Origin of the sequence: Pseudonocardia sp. Ae717_Ps2 (assembly GCF_001932475.1) — a bacterium.
Classification (GTDB): Bacteria; Actinomycetota; Actinomycetes; order Mycobacteriales; family Pseudonocardiaceae; genus Pseudonocardia.
In genome coordinates this window covers 627787-646066 of sequence record NZ_MCIS01000001.1, presented here as the reverse complement: position 1 = coordinate 646066, position 18280 = coordinate 627787, and the positions used below count along the sequence as shown (strand labels likewise).

Sequence of the window (18280 nt, the reverse complement as noted above, 5' to 3'; positions counted from 1 at the left end):
CACGCGTGCTGCGCGGCCGCCCCCTGCGGGACCGGCTCCCGCTCCCGGGCATCCCCGCCGAACGACGACACCGCGGCGACCGACTGGTCGCCGCGGTGCTCGTGCTGCTGCTGGCCGGGGTCGCGGTGCTCTACGCGGTGCAGAGCCCGGCCGCGCACACCGAGTCGGTGACGGCCGCGACCGCCCCCGCCCCGCCACCACCGGTCGGCCCGGTCCCGGCCGGGTTCACCGAGCTGTGGCGGGCGGCCAGCCCGGACACCCCGGTGCCGCTGGCGGTCGGGGACGGCGTCGCCGTCGCCGAGGGGTCGCGGGTCTCCGGGCGCGACGCGCGCACCGGCGCCGAGCGCTGGAGCTACGAACGCGACCTCCCGCTGTGCACCACCGGGTTCGCCGACGGTCGCGTGCTCGCGCTCTACCGCAACGACGAGTACTGCTCGGAGCTCTCCACGCTCCAGCCCGACTCCGGCGCCCGCGGACCGGCCAGAACCCTCGACGCCCGGCCCGGCACCCGGTTGATCGGCCAGGACCCGGTGCTCGCGACCGGCCAGGACTACGTCGAGACCTTCCGCTCCGACCTGGTCCGCACCGCCGAGTACGGCACGGTGCGCGCGCTGGAGGAGCCCGGCTCGCAGCCGCGGTCGGGGTGCACGTTCGGGTCCTTCGCCGCCGCCGAGGACCGCGCCGTGATCCTGGAGCGCTGCCCCGGTGAGCCGTCCGAGCGGTTGACGGTGCTGCGTCCCAGCCGCACCGAGGGCGACCGGCCCGCGTTCGACTCGTCGTCGGTCATCGGGACCGACGGCGCGCAGGTGATCGCCGCGTCGTCCGAGCGCGTCGCCGTCCTGCTGCCGGGCGTCCCCCGCCTGGCCCTCTACGACGGAGGCGGGCGCGGCATCGGGGAGTTCCCGGTCGAGGCGGGTGCGACGGTCGCCGCCCCGGCCGACGGCGTCGCCCGCACGACCGCCGACGACCGGAACCGCTACTGGTGGACCGGCGGGGCGACCGTCGCGCTGGACACCCGCAGCCTCCAGCCGCGCTGGAGCCTGCCGGGCACCCTCGGCCCGGGCACCCGCTACGGCGACCGGCTGCTCGTGCCCGTCCCCGGCGGGATCGCCGACGTCGACCCGGCCACCGGCGTCGTCGCCCGGACCCTGCCGGTGGACCGCGGCCCGGTGGCCGGACCGGTGCTGCTCGCCGCCCAGGGCGCGCTGCTGGTCGAGCTGCGCGGCAGCGAGATCGTCGTGCTGGGGCCCGCCGGCTGAGTCGGGACGGCCGCGCTCCCCTACAGGAACCAGCCGAGCCCGAGCACCAGCGACGCCGTCACGATCACCCCGAGCGCGGCGAGCAGCCCGGTGCGGTCGCGCCGCCGGTCCGCGACGACCTGGCCCACGACGGCGACGGCCGCCGCCCCCGCGTGCGCGACGATCGCACCGGCCCCGGGGCCGGGGACCCCGCTGCTCCCGGCCACCCACTCCACGACGACCAGCCCGAGCGCGAGCACCACGAGTCCGCCGGCGAGCACCCCGGCCAGGCCCCGCAGCAGCCGGGCGCCTGCCCCGTCGACGTCGGGTCCGGGGGCACGGCGCCGTGCCCGACGTGCGTTCTCCTCGGCGCGGCGGCGGTCGGCCCGCCGGCCGGGCGCGCGGGCGGCGGGGTGCTCGTCGTCGCGGGGCGGCTCGGCGGGACCGGAGGACAGACCGCGGCGCGGCGCGCGGCGGGACGCGGGCAGGGCCTCGGTGGGGCGTGGACCGGCCGGGGACCCGACGTCACCGCGCCTGCGGGGCGGACCGGACGGCGGGACCGGCGGGCGGGGGCCGTAGCCGTCGGGGCCGGGGTGCTGGCGCCCGTGCGACGGCCCGGCACGGTACGGGGCGGGCGCGCCCGGCGGGCGTGGCGGGATCGGGGGTCGGCCGTGCCGCGGGGGGCCGGGGAACTGCGGGTCGGCGGTCACGGGGCGAGCAGGTCCCACGGTCGCGGCTCCGGCACGGCGGCGCGGCCGGCGGCGCAGTGGCGGCGGACCGCGCAGGTCCCGCAGTGCGCACCGGTGCGGACCGGGAAGAGCGTGTCGGCGTCGCCGCCGTCGGCCAGCGCGGTCGTCGCCCCGGCGGCGGCGTCGGCGGACCCTGCGGCCGCGGCGACGTGCCGGTCGAGGGAGACCTGGTCGTGGGTGTGCACGGCGACGGTTCCGGTCGGCACGTGGTGCAGCTCGACGGTGCGGCAGGGGCGGCGGAACACCGAGGCGGTGGCGACGGCGTAGAGCGCGAGCTGGCGGGACGCGGCGGCGTCGGCCGCGGTCGGCACCCGGCGCCCGGTCTTGAAGTCGACGACGACGGCCTCGCCGTCGCGCTCGTCGATCCGGTCGACCCGGCCCTCGACCAGCAGCGGCCCGGCGGGGGCCCGTACCCACCGCTCGACCGCGAGCGGCTCGTCCCGCCCGACCGGGCCGTCGACGACGGCGGCCAGCCAGTCCCGGGCACGCTCGCGGTACCGGGCGGCCTGGGCGTCGTCGGCGAACCCCTCGCCGGTCCAGTGCCGGTCCACCAGTGCCGCGGCCTGCTCCGGGGTGCGCCGATCGACGGGCAGGGCCGCCAGCGAGCGCAGCGCCAGGTGCACCACCGCACCGAGCGTGGTGTGGGCGAACCCGCCGCCCCGCGACGGGGCCGGGCGGTCGACGTGCAGCATCCGGTAGCGGCGCGGGCAGGCGTCCCAGGTGTCGAGCCGGGCCGGGGTGACCCGGTGCAGTGCGGTCGCACCGAAGCCGGGGTCGAGCAGGTCCAGGCCGAGCTGACCGTCCGGGGCCCCGGTGGCGGGAGCGGTGGTCCGGGCCATGGGCGCCACGGTACTCCCGGACGGTCACCGACCGTCGCTCACTCCCGGCGACCCACCGTCACGCGGTGCCGCCGGATCAGCCGTGCAGCACGGGGACGCCGGTGGCCCGTTCGGTCAGGGCCGCGTAGACCTCCGGGTCGGTCGTCTCCTGCGCGAGCGGGGTCGTCTTGTTGGTGCCGTGGTAGTCACTGGAGCCGGTCGCGAGCAGGCCGTGCTCGGCGACGATCCCGCGCAGCAGCTCGCGGTCGACCGAGGCGTGGTTCGGGTGGTCGACCTCGATCCCGCCCAGCCCCCAGCCGATCAGGTCGACGAGCACCGACGGCTCCACGACCACACCACGCGTGCGGGCCAGCGGGTGCGCGAACACCGCGACCCCGCCGGCCGCGACGATCATCTCGACGGCCGTCTCGACCCGGGTGTCGGCACGCGGGACGTAGTAGGGGCTGTCGTTGTGCAGCAGCTCGGCGAAGGCCTCGTCGACCGACCCGACGACGCCGGCCGCGACGAGCGCGCGGGCCAGGTGCGGCCGGCCCGCGCTACCACCCTCGGGCAGGTGCGCGAACACGGTCTCGACGTCGACCGGGTACCCGTCGGCGGCCATCCGCCCGATCATCGTCTCCAGCCGCTGCACGCGCTCGGCCCGCAGCCGCTCCTGCTCCGCGACGATCGCGGCGTGCTCGGGGTCGAACAGGTAGCCCAGCAGGTGCACCGAGCAGCGCGGCTCGCCCGTGCGGCCGGTCGGGCTCAGGCAGGAGAACTCCGCGCCGCGCACCAGCGCGAGCCCCGGCGGGAGCGCCGCTGCCGCGTCGGCCCAGCCACCGGTGGTGTCGTGGTCGGTGATCGCGACGACGTCGAGCCCCGCGGCGCCGGCCGCCCGGACCAGCCCGGCCGGGGAGTCGGTGCCGTCGGACGCGGTGGAGTGGGCGTGCAAGTCGATGACGGACACGTGACCGACACTAGCGCCGCGCGGCGCGCGCGCATCCCGCGACGGACACGCGGGTCAGCGCCGCCAGCGTGGTTTGGCGAGCATGCCCGTCGCGCGGGTCTTGCCCTTCTCCCCGAAGACCAGCTCGGAGAGCGCCTCGTAGATCTCCTCGGGCCTCGGCATGTAGTCGATGCGGTTGAGCGCCTGGATCTGCCCCGCGGACTCGACGACCATGGTCCCGTAGCCGAGCATGCGCCCGGACAGCGAACGCTGGAACGTGAGGTCGGTGACCTTGCCCAGGGGCATCATGCCGACGTTGTGCACGATGATCCCCTGGGCGATCATCACCCGCTTGTCGGTGATCACGATCCGCTCGATCCACCAGAGGATCGACAGCGCCGTGTAGCGCAGGACCGCGACGACGACCAGGTAGAACGCCAGGTTGTCGACGACGACGTCCAGGACCGGGTCGGTCCCGGGGCGGTCGAGCAGCTGCTCGATCCCGACGACCACGATGATGAACAGCGCGGTCTGCCAGATGTGCTTGACCATCACCGCCCAGTGCTGGCGCACACGGATGACGCGCCGCTCCGTGGGGAGCAGGTACTCGTCGATCTCCCGGGGCGCGAGCACGGGCTCAGATCAGGTTGGTGACGAACACCGAGACGGACTGCGCGGCGTCGTAGAGGATGTTGCCGACGTTGGTGACCGAACCGGCTGCACCATTGGGATTGGTGATCACCAGGAAGATCCCCAGCGCCACCGCAACCAGGATCAGGATCTTCTTCACGTTCCCTGCCCACCCGTTTCTCGGTGTGTCGGACACACAGACATGTCATTGGTACCGGAGGGCCGGCTGGCCCCGGTACCGGCACCCGAGCAGCGTACCGTCGTTTCGGATGACCGACAGTAGCCGACACGTCGCCTGCGTGGGTGGAATCGTGTTCGACCCGGACGGACGATTGCTGCTCGTCCGCCGGGCCAACGAGCCTGGTCGGGGGCTGTGGTCGGTCCCCGGTGGGCGGGTCGAGGCCGGCGAGAGCGAGCACGACGCGGTGGTCCGCGAGCTCGCCGAGGAGACCGGTCTGACGGTGGTCCCCGGCCGGCTCGCCGGGGTGGTGTTCCGAGGCCCGTACCGGATCGCCGACTACGTCTGCGCCCTCGCGGCGGACGCGGGTGCGCCGCGGGCCGGCGACGACGCCACCGACGCCCGGTTCGTCGACCGGGCGGGCTACGCGGCGCTGGCCGTCGTCGAGGGCCTCACCGAGACCCTCGGCGGCTGGGACTGTCTGCCCCGGGCCTGACCACCACGGCGGGTGCCCGACCGCCCCGGCGGTATGCGTGTGGGTGACACACGACGGCCCCCGCTCCGGTGGGAGTCGGGGGCCGGTGCGCCGGGGTGCGGCCGTCGGGTCAGACCTGCGGCGTGGGACGGCCGGGCTGCTCGCCGCCGCGGCTGTCGCCGTAGGACCGCTTCGGCACCATGACCTTGCGGCGGAAGGTGCAGACGACGGTGCCGTCCTGCTTGTAGCCGCGGGTCTCGACGTACACCACGCCGCGGTCGTCCTTGGACTTCGACGGGGTCTTGTCGAGGACCTCGGTCTCGCCGTAGATCGTGTCGCCGTGGAAGGTCGGCTTCGTGTGCTTGAGCGACTCGACCTCGAGGTTCGCGATCGCCTTGCCCGACACGTCCGGCACCGACATGCCCAGCAGCAGCGAGTAGATGTAGTTGCCGACCACGACGTTCTTGCCGAAGTCGGTCGTCTCCTCCGCGTAGTGCGCATCCATGTGCAGCGGGTGGTGGTTCATGGTGAGGAGGCAGAACAGGTGGTCGTCGTACTCGGTGACCGTCTTGCCGGGCCAGTGCTTGTAGACGGCACCGACCTCGAACTCCTCGTAGTAGCGCCCGAACTGCACCGTTCACGCTCCCATCACGCCGTCGATTCGTTGCGGGAGTAATCTATCCGGTGGCCCGCGCGAGGAAGGGCGGTCCGGCTCACACGTGCGCGGTCGGGGATGTCACATCACGGTGACGTCGGCCGGCGTACGGACGAGACACAGGACGGTCCGCCGAACAGCAGGGAGGTGAGTGCGGTGTCCGCGTCCCAGACACCGGCGAGCAGTAGGTGCCGCCTCCCGCTGCGCACGGCCCCGAGGTACGTCCGGGGCTGATCCCGGCGGGAGGCGAGTTCCGGCCCGGCGGCCGCCCTGCGCGGTCGCACCGTCATCCGGTGCCGCTCGTCCCCCGAGCCGCACCGGCACGCCCGGAGGTGGTCCTCGTGATGCCCTCGCTCTCCCAGCTGCGCCCCACCATCCGCCCGTCCCGGCGCGCCGAGCGCGCCGCGGCGCGGGCCGCCGCGAGCCCGCCCGTCCGGCTGCGTGTCCCCCTGTCCGCCTACGTCGTCGACTGCAGCGTCTACCTCGACGGCCACCGGCTCCCCGGCCGCTGGACACACGACGAGGCCATCGCCGAGGTGCGCGAGCGCGGCGAGGGCTTCGTCTGGATCGGGCTGCACGAGCCCGACGAGGAGCAGATCTCCGGCATCGCCGAGACCTACGGGCTGCACGAGCTCGCCGTCGAGGACGCGGTGCACGCGCACAACCGCCCCAAGCTCGAGCGCTACGACGACACACTGTTCATGGTGCTCAAGACCGTCCGCTACGTCGGGCACGCCGACCCGACGACGTCGAACGAGATCGTCGAGACCGGCGAGGTCATGGCGTTCCTCGGGCGCGACTTCGTCGTGACCGTCCGGCACGGCCGCCACACCGGCCTGCGCGAGGTGCGCCGACGCCTGGAGGACGACCCCGAGCAGCTGTCCCTCGGCCCGGCCGCGGTGCTGCACGCGATCGCCGACCACGTCGTGGACTCCTACATCGAGGTCTGCCGGCAGATCGAGGACGACATCGACGCCGTCGAGGCCGAGGTGTTCTCTCCGCGCTCGACGATGAACCCCGAGCAGATCTACGTCATGAAGCGCGAGATCCTCGACCTGCGCCGCGCCGTGATGCCGCTGGTCGGGCCGATGCGCAAGCTCGCCGAGGGCTACAGCGCCCTGGTCCCGCACGACGTGCGGTCCTACTTCCGCGACGTCGACGACCACCTCGGTGGCGTCGCCGAGCAGGTGGCGGGCTTCAACGAGCTGCTGACCACCCTGGTCGACGCGGTCCTCGCGAAGATCAGCATGCGACAGAACAACGACATGCGGAAGATCACCGCCTACGCGGGCCTGATCTCGGTGCCGACGATGATCGCCGGTGTCTACGGCATGAACTTCGACTCGATGCCCGAGCTGCACTGGGACTTCGGTTACCCGATGGTCCTGCTCGTCATCGCGACGCTGTGCGGGCTGCTGTACCGCAACTTCCGCCGCAACGGCTGGCTGTAGACCGGCGTCATCCCGGCGTGGACCGATCATGTGCGGGCGTGCGCTGCTGCGGGCGCCGACGCGGTGGAGATCGGGCTGCCGCTCACCGACCCGATGCTCGACGGCCCCGTGCTTCAGGAGGCGGCCACGCGCGCACTCGGTCGCGGAGCCACCGTGCGGTCGCTGCACTCCCTGCGAAGTTCCGAAACTGAACAAGCAAGATCGTGACGTTGATCCGTTCTGCCCGTTTATCGGCCATAGCTCGGCCATAGTGGAGTACGCCCATCCTGCGACCGCGCCCGCCGATGCACGACCGATCTTCTTGGCGGGTAGCTGCCCTCTCACGGGACCCGGCGTACCTGCGGCCGAGCCGGCCGGGACCGCGGGCCAACCTGCCACCGCCAGCAGCCGCCCCAACCCGCTCGACCAGACTCTGCGACCCGTGCTGAACGGTCGCTGTCGGTCCCCTGTGTCAGGCTTCGAGGTGAGGCCGGGACGCCGGTGGGAGGAGGTGCGCGGTGACCATCGCTCTGGAGCTGTTCCCGCGTCGGGTCGATCCTGAGGACTTCGCCCGCGCGCAGGTCGAGCGGTTCACCGACCACCAGTTGCGCGTCGGGCGGTCCCGGGTCGTGCATGCCGTCACGTTCCGGACCTGGCTCGGAGACCTGTCCCTTCCGGTGCCCCCCTGCCACCAGGGCTGGTCCGGCTTCGCCGCCGCCGGCGATCTCCTGGCCACCAGCGATCCCGTGACGTGCCGCAAGTGCGCGTCACGCACCGGCACGCCGGAGGCCGGAGTTCCGGAACAGACCACGCTGTTCCCCGCCGATCGGCCCTAACCCGCCGAAGGCGACGAGGCCGTCCCCTCGTTGGCGGGCCGGAGTGCGGGAATCGCAGTGAGGTTCGCGCCCCGGTAGCAGCGCGGCTACGTGCTGAGCGAGGATCTGGGGTGTGGACCTGACGCCGCTCCAGCACGCGACGTTGCACCGCCTCGTCGAGGGAGGGCAGGGCCCTGAGTCGCAGCCGCGGACTGCGCTGCGGTGGCTGCGCCGGTACGGGCTCGTCGATGCAGACGGCTGGCCGACCGATGAGGGGCGGGCGTACCTCGCGGAGCTTCGCCAGCAGCGTCGACGTCGGATGGATCAACACCAGGCTGCGGAGCGGCGGCGGCGCGAGGACCCGCAGTGGGCGATGCGTGATGCGATCAGGCGGTGGAAAGCCGGCGAGCGGTGACGAGACCGCGTCGCAGGACGGCTCCATGGTGCGGGGCCGGCTCGCTGGCCAAGGTCATGCCCGGGGGCTTCACGGACGGTCCGCGAGCGCCCCTGGGACCGGGGACTGACCGGCGATGTGCTCACGCAGCTCGGCCGACAACAACCCCGCCACGGTGAGGATGTCGGCGTAGCGGGCGTCGAGATTGCGCCGGATCAGTGGCTCGTTGTGCGCGACCCGGTTGCGGAGGTCGTGGAGCCGACCGACCGGGCCGTCGACCGCGGGGCGACCGGTGCCGGGTCGGAACGCGTGGTGCAGGTACGGCACCCACAGCCGCTCGGACAGTCGTCGGGCGGACAGGTACCGCCAGAACCCGAAGCCGATCTCGGCGATGACCTTCCCCGGGTCGGGGCGGCTCGTGCCGGTCGCGCGGCGCGCTGACCGCACGGCAGCGTCGATGACCTTCCGGGACGTCTCGTTGGAGTCGTAGACCTTCCCCCGCCTGGTGCGTTCGAGCAGGGGGGAGAAGTGCCGGTCCGGGGCGAACACCCAGTGCGGGCCGTCGGGGGCGGCGGCGCGCAGCGCGCGGTCGTAGGCGTTGCGGAGTCCGACTTCGAGGTGCCCGAGGTCGTGGTGGAACGCGGCGGCGGCGCGGGCGTTCCAGTCGTAGCGGGCGAGGGCGAGGTCGCGGTCGCCGGCGGCGTCGGCGAGGTAGACGTCGAACCGGGGCGTCGACAGCCAGTCATCGATCCAGTCGCTCATCCCTGCTCCCGTTGGCGCCCGTTCGTGTAACGTGGTCCGCGAAGAGCCCCGGATGGCCCCTGATCACCTCAGTGATCATGTCGCCGGGGCTTTGTACGTGATGCGCCGCCCCAGAATCTGGGGCGGCGCATCGTCGTTTCACCGGACGCTACCGGCGGGCAACACCGCGGCGACGGTCATCGGCAGCGTCCGAGCAGCACGAGGCGTACGTCGCGTCGGCGCGTGCCCGGTCGCCGAGCGCACCGAGGTGTGACGCCCGGCCCGCAGCTCGCCGTGCGCCCAGTGGCGCTGCCCGGCCGCGTCGCGCCCGAACGGTGTCAACCTCGACATCGACTGGACGGCACCAGCACAGCAATGCGATCCGTTCATGGGCACGCCAGAACGGATACCGGATCGCCGAGCGTGGCTGTATCCCGGTCGAGATCATCGAGGCATACGAGAAGAACGCCGACTCAGCTCCTGCTCCGTCACCATTCGCCACATCGGCGACGTCTGCACCGCAGTTCCAGGAAGCTGGATGACTCCGGAACACCGGACCGCTCTGCCTGCCCCCGGTGGGCAGAGCGAGACCGGTGCTGCCGGGTCGGTGGACGGGGAGCAGCCTCGTGGCCCGGAGAAGCCCCAGACGGCTACCAACGACGTCGCCGCGGCGGAGAGCGCCGGTCGGCGACGTGGGATCGCCTCGCGCAATGCGAGTCCGGCGGTGACTGGGATATCGACACCGGCAACGGCTGCTCCGGCAGCCTGCAGTGCGACCAGGCCGACCTTGCTGCAGAACGGGCCGGCCGTGGACCGGGGAGCCCGCCGGTCAGACCCGGCGGGTGCCCGTCGGCGGGGTCGGCGGCTCGTCGTCCTCGGCGGGCGGGGGCGCCTCGCCGGGGCGCGGCCGCGGGGGGCCGGGGCGGCGGAGCCCGACCGGGCGGCGCGGACGAGGACCGGGTGTCGGACGCCGGGGGCCCGTGGCACCGGGGTCGGGCTCTCCAGGGCCGGGTCCCGCGGCAGCGGGGTCGGATCCGGCCGCGCCGGGGTCCGCGGAGTCGAGTCCTGCGGAGTCGGGTCCCGCGGAGTCGGGTCCCGCGGAGTCGGGTCCAGCGGAGTCGGGGCCGGGTCCCGCGCCGGGGCCGGGGCCGGGTCGCGCGCCGGGGCTGGAGGAGTCGGGCCGGGATCCCGGCAGCCCGTACCGCAGCGCCCGGGCGACGCCGTGCCCACGCGGACGGGTGTCCGGGTCCTCGTCGGGGGTGGGGCCGTCGGGGGCGCCCGACCCACCCCGGTCCTGGTCGTCCGGCCCGTCGCCGGTGTCGTCCCGGTCGTCGTCGCCGGTGCGCCCCGCGGGGCCGGCGGGCGCACCAGGAGGAGACACGGGGACCACGGCGGCGTCCCCCTCGCCCAGCTCGACGTCGTCGCCGTCGAGCACCTGGTCCGGGAGCGTCTCGGCGTAGCCGGGGTCCTCGGGGCCGCCCTCGTCGACGGGCCCGGTCGTGTCCCCGTGGGCGGGGACGGGCTCGTCCCGCCGCGGCCGCCACCCGGCCGCGGCGATGGCCGAACCGCGGGCGCGGCGTTCCTTCCGCTCCCCCACCACGTCGGGCTCGTCGGGGCGCCGCCCCAGGAACGTGTGCACGAGGTGCTGCTGGACCCCGCCGACGGTCTGGACGCGCACGTCGTCGAACCCGGCGCGCTCCATCCGGTGCACCATCTGCTCGGGCCCACCGGCCGTCGCGATCCGCCGGGCCCGGTAGCGCGCGAGATCCGCCGCCCCCCAGCGCAGCGAGGCCATCGGGAGCATCCAGGTCCAGTTCGCCGCCGTCCACCGCATCCGGCTCCGGCCGCTGACGGCGTAGTCGTGCACCGCCAGCGGAGCGCCGGGGGCGAGCAGGCTCAGCAGCCGGCGCAGGCCGTGTTCGGCGTCGGGCAGGTTGGTCACCAGGAAGGACGCGAGGATCCCGTCGAACGGGCCCTCGACACCGGCCTCGGCGAGGGTCTCCAACCGGGAGTGCACGAACGTCACCCGGGGCGACCAGTTCTTCCGCCGGGCGACGGCGAGCATCTCCGCGGACGCGTCGACCGCGACCACCTCGGCACCCCCGACGCTGGTCAACAGCGCCTCGGTGGACACCCCGGTACCGCAGCCGACGTCGAGCAGCCGCAGGCCGTGGCCGTCGCCCAGCCCCATTCGCGAGGCCGACACCCGCAGGTGGGTGCGGTAGCCGGGCAGGGTCGCGACGAAGGCGTCGTAGCCCGCGGCGCCTCGCCCGTAGGCACGGTGCACCGTGGCCGGGCGGATCTGGTCGCTCTCCTGCCACGCCTCGCCGCTCACGGGGCCTGATCCTGCCCGCACCGACCCGAGTCCGGAACCCGACGCGCCCTCCCCGGTGGGGTGTGACACCCACCCGGGAGGGCGCGCTGGGCCGAACGTGGATGCCCGGCCACCCGTGCGGCGCAACGGGACCGGTCGGAACGGCGCCACCTCAGCAGCAGCGACCCTGCGGGTTGCTCTCCTGGTACGCGGTGCGGACCCGCCAGTACTCCCGCTCGCTCATCGGCGGGTGGTCGTGCCCGCTGCGACGGTGGTGGTCGAGGTAGCGGTCGTACAGGTCCGCCCCGATCACTCCACGCCACCAGTCGTGCAGCGCCCGCAGCCGGGTGAGCGTCCTGGCCGCCACGGTCAGTGCCCCGACCGGGCCGGGGTCCCGACCGCCTCGGTCCATTCCTTCTCCAGCTCCTTCTCCGCCGGGGTCGCAATGATCCCGGCCGGGGCGTAGAGCCGAGAGGGCACCGGATCGTCCTCGTTGTCCGGGCGGCCGCCCATCGCGATCGACCTCCAGGCGGCCAGGACCGCGGCGACGATCACGACGAGCGCGAGCGTCACGAAGAGGATCGACAGCGTGCCCTGCACGAAGGTGTTGCGGACGACCGCCGCCATCGCCTGCGGGGTGCCCGCGGTGCCGAAGCTCGTCTCCCCGGACGCGATGGCCTCCCGGAACGCGAAGTGCTGTGCCCAGTACCCGATCTTGGGGTTCGCGGAGAAGATCTTGTACATCGACGCCGTGACCGTCACGACGGCGGCGAACGCCAGCGGAACGACGATGATCCACAGGTAGCGCACGTGCCCGCGCCGCGCCGCGATGGCCAGACAGACCGCGAGCGCGATCGCCGCCAGCAGCTGGTTCGCGATGCCGAACAGCGGGAAGAGCGTGTTGATCCCGCCGAGCGGGTCGGTCACCCCCATCACCAGGATCGCGCCCCAGCCACCGACCATCAGCGCGGTGCAGATCCAGGCGGCCGGCTTCCACGAGGTGTCGGCGAACCGCGGGACCACGGTGCCGATGGCGTCCTGCAGCATGAAGCGCGCCACCCGGGTGCCCGCGTCGACGGCGGTGAGGATGAACAGCGCCTCGAACATGATCGCGAAGTGGTACCAGAAGCTCATCATCGCCGGCCCGCCGATGAACTGCGCCATGATGTTCGCCAGGCCGACCGCGAGGGTCGGGGCGCCACCGGTGCGCGAGACGACGGACTCCTCGCCGACCAGGGCCGCGGTCGTCGCGAGCTGGTCGGGGGTGATGTTGACGCCCATCAGCCCGAGCTGGTTCACGAACGCGGCAGCGCCCTCGACCGTCCCGAGCGTCAGCGACGCGGGCGAGTTCATCGCGAAGTAGAGCCCGCGGTCGATCGACAGCGCCGCGACCAGCGCCATGATCGCCACGAAGGACTCCATGAGCATGCCGCCGTAGCCGATCAGGCGGGTCTGGCGCTCCTTCTCGATCAGCTTCGGGCTGGTCCCCGAGGAGATCAGGGCGTGGAAGCCCGACAGCGCGCCGCAGGCGATCGTCACGAACAGGAACGGGAACAGCGACCCGGCGACGACCGGGCCGTCGTCGCGGCCGGCGAACTCGCTGAACGCGGGCGCGGCCAGCTCCGGGCGGACGACGATGATCGCCACGGCGAGCAGCACGATCGTGCCGATCTTCATGAACGTCGACAGGTAGTCGCGCGGGGCGAGCAGCAGCCAGACCGGGAGCACCGCGGCCACGAAGCCGTAGATGATCACGCCCCAGGCGATGGTGGTGCGGTCCAGGGTGAACAGTGCCTGGCCCCAGCCGGTCTCGGCGACCCAGCCGCCGGCGACGATCGCGCCGATCAGCAGCGCGAAGCCGATCCAGGAGACCTCGGAGACCTTCCCCGGCCGCAGGAAGCGCAGGTAGACACCCATGAACAGGGCGATCGGGATGGTCAGCGCGACCGAGAAGACGCCCCAGGGGCTCTCGCCGAGGGCGTTGACGACGACCAGGGTGAGCACCGCGATCAGGATGATCATGATGGCGAGGGTCGCGATCAGCGCGGCGATGCCGCCGACCCGGCCGAGCTCCTCGCGGGCCATCTGGCCCAGCGAGCGCCCGCCGCGGCGCATCGAGAAGAACAGCACCAGGTAGTCCTGGACCGCACCGGCGACGATGACCCCGACGATGATCCAGATCGTGCCGGGCAGGTACCCCATCTGCGCGGCCAGGACCGGGCCGACGAGCGGACCGGCACCGGCGATCGCGGCGAAGTGGTGGCCGTAGAGGACCCGCCGGTCGGTCGGCAGGAAGTCCTGTCCGTTCTCCTTGTACTCGGCCGGGGTGGCGCGCCGGTCGTCCGGACGCAGCAGCCTGTTCTCGATGTAGCGGGAGTAGAACCGGTACGCGATCGCATAGGTGCTCACCGCGGCGAACACGAACCAGATCGCGTTGACCGTCTCCCCGCGGACCAGCGCGAGCATCACCCACGCCAGACCGCCCAGCAGGGCGATCCCCACCCACACCGCGATCTTCCACGGGGTCCACGCCCGCTGTTCGGCGAGGAGCACCTCTTCGTCCACCGCCGCCGGCGGGAGCTCGCGCTCCGCCGGTCCGCCTGACACCTGTGTCATCGCGCCCCTCCGATATGTCCGACGCGCGAACTATAGGAGGCAATGTGGCCTGTGGGAACAGATGTCCGACCGCCGACGCACGACGGCCGTCGCCACCCGGTCGGGTGACGACGGCCGTGGGGTCGTGCGGGCGCCGGAGCCGGTCAGAAACCCCCGCCGGGGCTGCCCATCGCCAGCTTGGCCAGCATCTCGCGGGCCCGCTCGGCGTTGCGCGGCTCGCACAGGACGTCGTAGCGGCCCGCCACCATCTGGCTGGCGGACTGGAAGTCCCGGCGGCCCTTGCTCGCGCTGTAGCTGACCGCGGCGAAGGCCATGAAGAACACCGCGCCGGACACCAGGCCGACGAGGATGGGCAGGAAGTTGCCGTCCGGGGAGAACATGAACAGCAGGAGCCCGACGAACAGGCCCAGCCAGGCACCCTGCGCCGCGCCGGAGGCGAGTACCCGGCCCCAGGTCAGGCGGGCGATGACCCGCTCGACGAGCATCAGGTCGACGCCGACGATCGTCACGTCGGCGACCGGGAAGTCGGAGTCGGCGAGGTGGTCGACGGCCCGCTGCGCCTCCTCGTAGGTGGCGTAGGAACCCACCGGCCACCCGGTCGGCGGAGTGGGCAGCTGCGGCAGGCCCGGAGCCGGACGAGTCTGGCCGCCGAAGGGATTGGTCATGGCGTGCTCCTCGTGGAAGATGTCCTGTCTCGTCGTCGGTGCAACGTTCGACCGGACCGCGACGTCCCCCGAAGACTAGTCGCGGAGCCGCAGGTCACACCCCACCGACCGAACGACACGGCCCCGCACCCCCGGGACGGGGTACGGGGCCGTGGACGCGGGTGCGGTCAGCGCAGCTTGTAGTCGCGCAGCAGCCCCCGGGAGATGATCGTCTTCTGGATCTCCGAGGTGCCCTCGCCGATGAGCAGGAACGGCGCCTCGCGCATGAGGCGCTCGATCTCGTACTCCTTGGAGTAGCCGTAGCCGCCGTGGATGCGGAACGCCTCCTCGGTGACCTCCTTGCAGTACTCCGAGGCGAGCATCTTGGCCATGCCGGCCTCGACGTCGTTGCGCTCACCGCGGTCCTTCAGACGTGCGGCGTTGACCATCATCAGGTGCGCGGCCTCGACCTTGGTCGCCATCTCGGCGATCTTGAACGCGATGGCCTGGTGCGCCACGATCGGCTTGCCGAAGGTGGAGCGCTGCTGGGCGTAGGAGACACCGAGCTCGAAGGCCCGGATCGCGATGCCGCAGGCGCGGGCGGCGACGTTCACCCGGCCGACCTCGACGCCGTCCATCATGTGCGCGAAGCCCTTGCCGCGCTCCCCGCCGAGGATCTGGTCACCGGAGATCCGGTGGCCCTTGAACACCAGCTCGGTGGTGTCGACCCCCTTGTAGCCCATCTTGTCGATCTTGCCGGGGACGACCAGGCCGGGGGCGACCTCGCCGTAGCCGGTGGGCTTCTCGACGAGGAAGGTGGTGAGGTTCTGGTGCGGGCGCTCGGCGCCCTCGTCGGTCCTCACCAGCACCGCGGTCAGGTTCGACGTGCCACCGTTGGTCAGCCACATCTTGGCGCCGTCGATGACGTACTCGTCGCCGTCCTGCACGGCCTTGGTCTTGATCGCCGCCACGTCGGAGCCCAGGTCCGGCTCGGACATCGAGAACGAGCCGCGGGTCTCCCCCGTGGCCATCTTCGGCAGGTACTTCTCCTTCTGCGCCTGCGTGCCGTGCTGGCGGAGCATGTACGCCACGATGAAGTGGGTGTTGATCACACCGGAGACGCTCATCCAGCCGCGGGCGATCTCCTCGACCACCAGGGCGTAGGTGAGCAGCGACTCGCCGAGACCGCCGTACTCCTCCGGGATCATGAGGCCGAACAGCCCCATCTCCTTCATCCCGTCGACGATGTCCTGCGGGTAGGTGTCCGCGTGCTCCAGGGCGGTCGCGTGCGGGATGATCTCCTTGTCCACGAACGAGCGGACGGTCGACAGGATCTCGGTCTGGATGTCGGTCAGACCGGCGGTCTGGGCGAGCCGGGCCATGCTGGTTACTCCTCGGTGAGCGTCGTCGGTCGGCGGGCGGTCGGGCCCTCAGCGCTGAGGTTCGTTGCGCAAGCTGCTCTCAGCGCTGAGGTTCGTTGCGCAAGCTGCTCTCAGCGCTGAGGTTCGTTGCGCAAGCTGCTCTCACGCCTCCGGCGGGGTCCACTTGTCGGTGCGGGTCATGCCCGCCGCGCGCCCCTTGCCCGAGATGACCAGCGCCATCTTGCGGCTGGCCTCGTCGATCATCTCGTCGCCGATCATCGCCGCGCCGCGCTTGCCGCCCGCCTCGGAGGTGAAGTACTCGTAGGCGTCGAGGATGTTCTCGGCGTGGTCGTAGTCGCTCTGCGCCGGGGAGAAGGTCTCGTTGGCGGCGTCGATCTGGCCGGGGTGCAGCACCCACTTGCCGTCGAAGCCCAGCGCGGCCGAGCGGCCGGCGACCCGGCGGAATCCGTCCACGTCCTTGATCTGCAGGTACGGCCCGTCGATGGCCTGCTTGTCGTGCGCGCGGGCCGCCATCAGGATCGACATGAGGATGTGGTGGTAGGCGTCGCCCACGTCGTAGCCGGGGGGCTGCTCGCCGACGACCAGGGACTTCATGTTGATCGAGGCCATGAAGTCGGCCGGGCCGAAGATGATCGTCTCGACGCGCGGGGACGCGGTGGCGATCGCGTTGACGTTCGTCAGGCCCAGCGCGTTCTCGATCTGCGCCTCGATGCCGATCTTCCCGACCTCGAGACCGTTCGTCTTCTCGATCTGGGTGAGCAGCAGGTCCAGCGCGACGACCTGCTGAGGGGTCTGCACCTTCGGCAGCATGATCGCGTCGAGGTTCGCGCCCGCGCCCTCGACGACCTCGATCACGTCGCGGTAGGTCCACTCGGTGGTCCAGTCGTTGACCCGGACGACGCGGATCTTCTCGCCCCAGCCGCCCTCGTTGAGGGCCTCCACGATCGTCTTCCGCGCACCGGGCTTGGCCAGCGGGGCACAGGCGTCCTCCAGGTCGAGGAAGACCTGGTCGGAGTTCAGCGTGCGCGCCTTGTCGATGAACTTCTGGCTCGATCCGGGCACGGCCAGGCAGGACCGGCGGGCGCGGAGGGTGGTGCTCACAGGCGGGCTCCTCGTCGAGTTCGTCCTCGCCCGCGTCGCGGCGACGACGTCGTCACGACCCGGGCGCTCGGGCTGGGGACTGATGCTGGCACGACGACGGCCGCGGCGCCCCGTGCAGGTGATTGGTTTCTCACCCGCCGGTGGTCAGATGGGGTTACCCGTCGGTCACCCCTGTTCGGGAGGTGGGGTCAGGGAGCCCCTGGCCACCGCGACGACGGTCCCGCCGACCCAGCTGCCGACGGCCCGCCCGCCCTCGGTGCGGACGCCGGCGTAGAGCGTGGACGGACGGCCCATCTCCACCCCCTGGGTCACGACGAAGGAGTGCTCGCCGTCGTCGGTGACCAGACCGCGGTCGGCGAGGAAGATCCCGAGCGCGACGGCGGCCGAGCCCGTCGCCGGGTCCTCGGGCACCCCGATCCCGATGCCGAACATGCGGGCGTGCACCCGCTCGGCGGTGGCGTCGACGGCGGCGACGAGCACCCCGGTCGCGCCGCTGCCGGCGACCGCGGCGGCCAGCGCCGCGGGGTCGGGCACCGCGCGGGCGACCGCACCGGCGACGACGAGCAGGATCGCGAAGTCGGTCCCGGCACCGGCCACACCCGGCACGGCGGCGCCGTCGACGTCGTCGGGGCCGAGGCCGAGCGCGGCGGCGAGGCGGACGGCGTCCAGCTCGGCGCCGATCGACGGCGTGCCGCCCCACACCCGGGCGCCGGTCCCGTCGACCCGCACCGGCAGCAGCCCGGCGCCGCACTCCTGCACGCGGTCGCCCTCGCCGATGACGCCGTCGCGGGCCAGCACCCAGGCGGTGCCGACACTGGGGTGCCCGGCGAAGGGGAGCTCGGCGAGCGGGGTGAAGATCCGCACCCGGTAGTCCGCGCCGCCCTCGGCGTCGCCGGTCGGGGCCAGCGGGAACGTGGTCTCCGACAGGTTGAACTCCCGCGCGATGGCCTGCATCCGGGCCGTGGACAGCGCCTCGGCGCCGTGGACGACGGCCAGCGGGTTGCCGGCGTACGGACGGTCGGTGAACACGTCGACGATGTCGTAGCGGAGGGGTTCGGGGTCCCGGCCGGGATCGTGCTGCGGGTCGTTCACGGCGGGCGAGCCTAGTCACACGGCCGGGGCGGCCGCGGGACCGCCGGGGGTCCTAGTCTCGG

Annotated in this window: 22 protein-coding genes and 1 pseudogene; 8 read left to right on the top strand and 15 right to left on the bottom strand. The window is 72.9% G+C overall.

Going from position 1 to position 18280, the window contains the following annotated elements; all coding sequences use genetic code 11:
- The first annotated feature begins 5 nt into the window (after positions 1-5).
- Positions 6-1259: a hypothetical protein gene (locus tag Ae717Ps2_RS03265; protein WP_083695585.1), complete on the top strand. Its 1254-nt coding sequence runs from the start codon at positions 6-8 to the stop codon at positions 1257-1259.
- 20 nt (positions 1260-1279) lie between these two features.
- Here the strand turns inward: Ae717Ps2_RS03265 and Ae717Ps2_RS03260 are convergent, their stop codons facing one another.
- The 5 genes from Ae717Ps2_RS03260 to Ae717Ps2_RS03240 form a co-directional block, all read right to left on the bottom strand.
- On the bottom strand, positions 1280-1948 hold the full coding sequence (locus tag Ae717Ps2_RS03260; RefSeq protein ID WP_075308149.1) for a hypothetical protein: 669 nt from the start codon (positions 1946-1948) through the stop codon (positions 1280-1282).
- Positions 1945-2826, bottom strand: a complete 882-nt coding sequence (locus tag Ae717Ps2_RS03255; RefSeq protein WP_083695583.1) for a PD-(D/E)XK nuclease family protein — start codon at positions 2824-2826, stop codon at positions 1945-1947. Before Ae717Ps2_RS03255 ends, Ae717Ps2_RS03260 begins: the two co-directional genes overlap by 4 nt.
- 76 nt (positions 2827-2902) lie before the next feature.
- Positions 2903-3772, bottom strand: a complete 870-nt coding sequence (locus Ae717Ps2_RS03250) for a PHP domain-containing protein (RefSeq protein WP_075308151.1) — start codon at positions 3770-3772, stop codon at positions 2903-2905.
- A 54-nt stretch (positions 3773-3826) separates the two neighbouring features.
- Positions 3827-4384 (bottom strand): PH domain-containing protein, encoded by a 558-nt coding sequence (locus tag Ae717Ps2_RS03245; protein WP_020623560.1) that lies wholly within the window; start codon positions 4382-4384, stop codon positions 3827-3829.
- A 4-nt stretch (positions 4385-4388) separates the two neighbouring features.
- Positions 4389-4541: a hypothetical protein gene (locus tag Ae717Ps2_RS03240; protein WP_020623561.1), complete on the bottom strand. Its 153-nt coding sequence runs from the start codon at positions 4539-4541 to the stop codon at positions 4389-4391.
- 109 nt (positions 4542-4650) lie between these two features.
- Between Ae717Ps2_RS03240 and Ae717Ps2_RS03235 the strand changes: the two genes are divergently transcribed.
- Entirely contained in the window at positions 4651-5055 is a 405-nt protein-coding gene (locus Ae717Ps2_RS03235) for an NUDIX hydrolase (protein ID WP_043277853.1), read from the top strand.
- 109 nt (positions 5056-5164) lie between these two features.
- Here the strand turns inward: Ae717Ps2_RS03235 and Ae717Ps2_RS03230 are convergent, their stop codons facing one another.
- Positions 5165-5668: a MaoC family dehydratase gene (locus Ae717Ps2_RS03230; RefSeq protein WP_020623563.1), complete on the bottom strand. Its 504-nt coding sequence runs from the start codon at positions 5666-5668 to the stop codon at positions 5165-5167.
- Positions 5669-6033: 365 nt separating this feature from the next.
- On the opposite strand from Ae717Ps2_RS03230, the gene corA reads away from it, so the two are divergent.
- The 4 genes from corA (at position 6034) to Ae717Ps2_RS03210 (ending at position 8349) form a co-directional block, all read left to right on the top strand.
- Positions 6034-7140 carry a magnesium/cobalt transporter CorA gene (gene corA, locus Ae717Ps2_RS03225; protein WP_075312332.1) on the top strand — a complete coding sequence of 369 codons (1107 nt, stop codon included), beginning with the start codon at positions 6034-6036 and terminating at the stop codon, positions 7138-7140.
- Between the two features lie 30 nt (positions 7141-7170).
- Positions 7171-7347 (top strand): tryptophan synthase subunit alpha, encoded by a 177-nt coding sequence (locus Ae717Ps2_RS03220; RefSeq protein WP_255407881.1) that lies wholly within the window; start codon positions 7171-7173, stop codon positions 7345-7347.
- A 290-nt stretch (positions 7348-7637) separates the two neighbouring features.
- On the top strand, positions 7638-7955 hold the full coding sequence (locus Ae717Ps2_RS03215; protein WP_083702248.1) for a hypothetical protein: 318 nt from the start codon (positions 7638-7640) through the stop codon (positions 7953-7955).
- A 112-nt stretch (positions 7956-8067) separates the two neighbouring features.
- A complete protein-coding gene (locus tag Ae717Ps2_RS03210; RefSeq protein ID WP_020623566.1) occupies positions 8068-8349 on the top strand; it encodes a hypothetical protein in 282 nt (93 codons plus the stop codon).
- Between the two features lie 69 nt (positions 8350-8418).
- On the opposite strand, the gene Ae717Ps2_RS03205 is transcribed toward Ae717Ps2_RS03210, so the two are convergent.
- Together Ae717Ps2_RS03205 and Ae717Ps2_RS35935 are read right to left on the bottom strand one after the other, a co-directional pair.
- The gene (locus Ae717Ps2_RS03205) at positions 8419-9090 is read right to left on the bottom strand and encodes a hypothetical protein (protein WP_020623567.1); all 672 of its coding nucleotides are present in this window, start codon (positions 9088-9090) and stop codon (positions 8419-8421) included.
- A gap of 138 nt (positions 9091-9228) precedes the next feature.
- Positions 9229-9420, bottom strand: a complete 192-nt coding sequence (locus Ae717Ps2_RS35935) for a hypothetical protein (protein WP_139318806.1) — start codon at positions 9418-9420, stop codon at positions 9229-9231.
- Here Ae717Ps2_RS35935 and Ae717Ps2_RS38815 point away from each other — a divergent pair.
- Together Ae717Ps2_RS38815 and Ae717Ps2_RS40035 are read left to right on the top strand one after the other, a co-directional pair.
- The gene (locus Ae717Ps2_RS38815; protein ID WP_075308155.1) at positions 9405-9611 is read left to right on the top strand and encodes a histone-like nucleoid-structuring protein Lsr2; all 207 of its coding nucleotides are present in this window, start codon (positions 9405-9407) and stop codon (positions 9609-9611) included. The two genes, Ae717Ps2_RS35935 and Ae717Ps2_RS38815, sit on opposite strands and share 16 nt — an antisense overlap.
- Positions 9550-9843 (top strand): annotated as a pseudogene (locus tag Ae717Ps2_RS40035) (transglycosylase family protein); the annotation flags it as partial. The gene Ae717Ps2_RS38815 and the pseudogene Ae717Ps2_RS40035, both read left to right, overlap by 62 nt.
- Before the next feature lie 55 nt (positions 9844-9898).
- On the opposite strand, the gene Ae717Ps2_RS38070 reads toward Ae717Ps2_RS40035, so the two are convergent.
- The 7 genes from Ae717Ps2_RS38070 to Ae717Ps2_RS03160 all read right to left on the bottom strand — a co-directional run bounded on the left by Ae717Ps2_RS38070 (position 9899) and on the right by Ae717Ps2_RS03160 (position 18218).
- Positions 9899-11404, bottom strand: coding sequence for a trans-aconitate 2-methyltransferase (locus tag Ae717Ps2_RS38070; protein WP_075333007.1), 1506 nt, complete (start codon positions 11402-11404; stop codon positions 9899-9901).
- 151 nt (positions 11405-11555) lie between these two features.
- Positions 11556-11795, bottom strand: a complete 240-nt coding sequence (locus Ae717Ps2_RS03185) for a YbdD/YjiX family protein (RefSeq protein WP_020623569.1) — start codon at positions 11793-11795, stop codon at positions 11556-11558.
- Positions 11753-13999 carry a carbon starvation CstA family protein gene (locus Ae717Ps2_RS03180; protein ID WP_075308159.1) on the bottom strand — a complete coding sequence of 749 codons (2247 nt, stop codon included), beginning with the start codon at positions 13997-13999 and terminating at the stop codon, positions 11753-11755. The genes Ae717Ps2_RS03185 and Ae717Ps2_RS03180 overlap by 43 nt, the downstream gene beginning before the upstream one ends.
- A gap of 143 nt (positions 14000-14142) precedes the next feature.
- A complete protein-coding gene (locus Ae717Ps2_RS03175) occupies positions 14143-14664 on the bottom strand; it encodes a general stress protein (RefSeq protein WP_020623571.1) in 522 nt (173 codons plus the stop codon).
- A 167-nt stretch (positions 14665-14831) separates the two neighbouring features.
- The gene (locus tag Ae717Ps2_RS03170; protein ID WP_075308161.1) at positions 14832-16025 is read right to left on the bottom strand and encodes an acyl-CoA dehydrogenase family protein; all 1194 of its coding nucleotides are present in this window, start codon (positions 16023-16025) and stop codon (positions 14832-14834) included.
- A gap of 141 nt (positions 16026-16166) precedes the next feature.
- The gene (locus tag Ae717Ps2_RS03165; protein ID WP_075308163.1) at positions 16167-17126 is read right to left on the bottom strand and encodes a CoA ester lyase; all 960 of its coding nucleotides are present in this window, start codon (positions 17124-17126) and stop codon (positions 16167-16169) included.
- Between the two features lie 165 nt (positions 17127-17291).
- Positions 17292-18218: a PhzF family phenazine biosynthesis protein gene (locus Ae717Ps2_RS03160; protein ID WP_075308165.1), complete on the bottom strand. Its 927-nt coding sequence runs from the start codon at positions 18216-18218 to the stop codon at positions 17292-17294.
- Positions 18219-18280: the final 62 nt, after the last annotated feature.

What these genes read in the sequence shown, in the direction of transcription:
- Ae717Ps2_RS03255 (WP_083695583.1), bottom strand. Translation starts at nt 2,826, where the DNA reads ATGGCCCGGACCACCGCTCCCGCCACCGGGGCCCCGGACGGTCAGCTC.
- Ae717Ps2_RS03235 (WP_043277853.1), top strand. Translation starts at nt 4,651, where the DNA reads ATGACCGACAGTAGCCGACACGTCGCCTGCGTGGGTGGAATCGTGTTC.
- corA (WP_075312332.1), top strand. Translation starts at nt 6,034, where the DNA reads ATGCCCTCGCTCTCCCAGCTGCGCCCCACCATCCGCCCGTCCCGGCGC.
- Ae717Ps2_RS03205 (WP_020623567.1), bottom strand. Translation starts at nt 9,090, where the DNA reads ATGAGCGACTGGATCGATGACTGGCTGTCGACGCCCCGGTTCGACGTC.
- Ae717Ps2_RS35935 (WP_139318806.1), bottom strand. Translation starts at nt 9,420, where the DNA reads ATGTCGAGGTTGACACCGTTCGGGCGCGACGCGGCCGGGCAGCGCCAC.
- Ae717Ps2_RS03185 (WP_020623569.1), bottom strand. Translation starts at nt 11,795, where the DNA reads ATGGACCGAGGCGGTCGGGACCCCGGCCCGGTCGGGGCACTGACCGTG.
- Ae717Ps2_RS03180 (WP_075308159.1), bottom strand. Translation starts at nt 13,999, where the DNA reads ATGACACAGGTGTCAGGCGGACCGGCGGAGCGCGAGCTCCCGCCGGCG.
- Ae717Ps2_RS03175 (WP_020623571.1), bottom strand. Translation starts at nt 14,664, where the DNA reads ATGACCAATCCCTTCGGCGGCCAGACTCGTCCGGCTCCGGGCCTGCCG.
- Ae717Ps2_RS03170 (WP_075308161.1), bottom strand. Translation starts at nt 16,025, where the DNA reads ATGGCCCGGCTCGCCCAGACCGCCGGTCTGACCGACATCCAGACCGAG.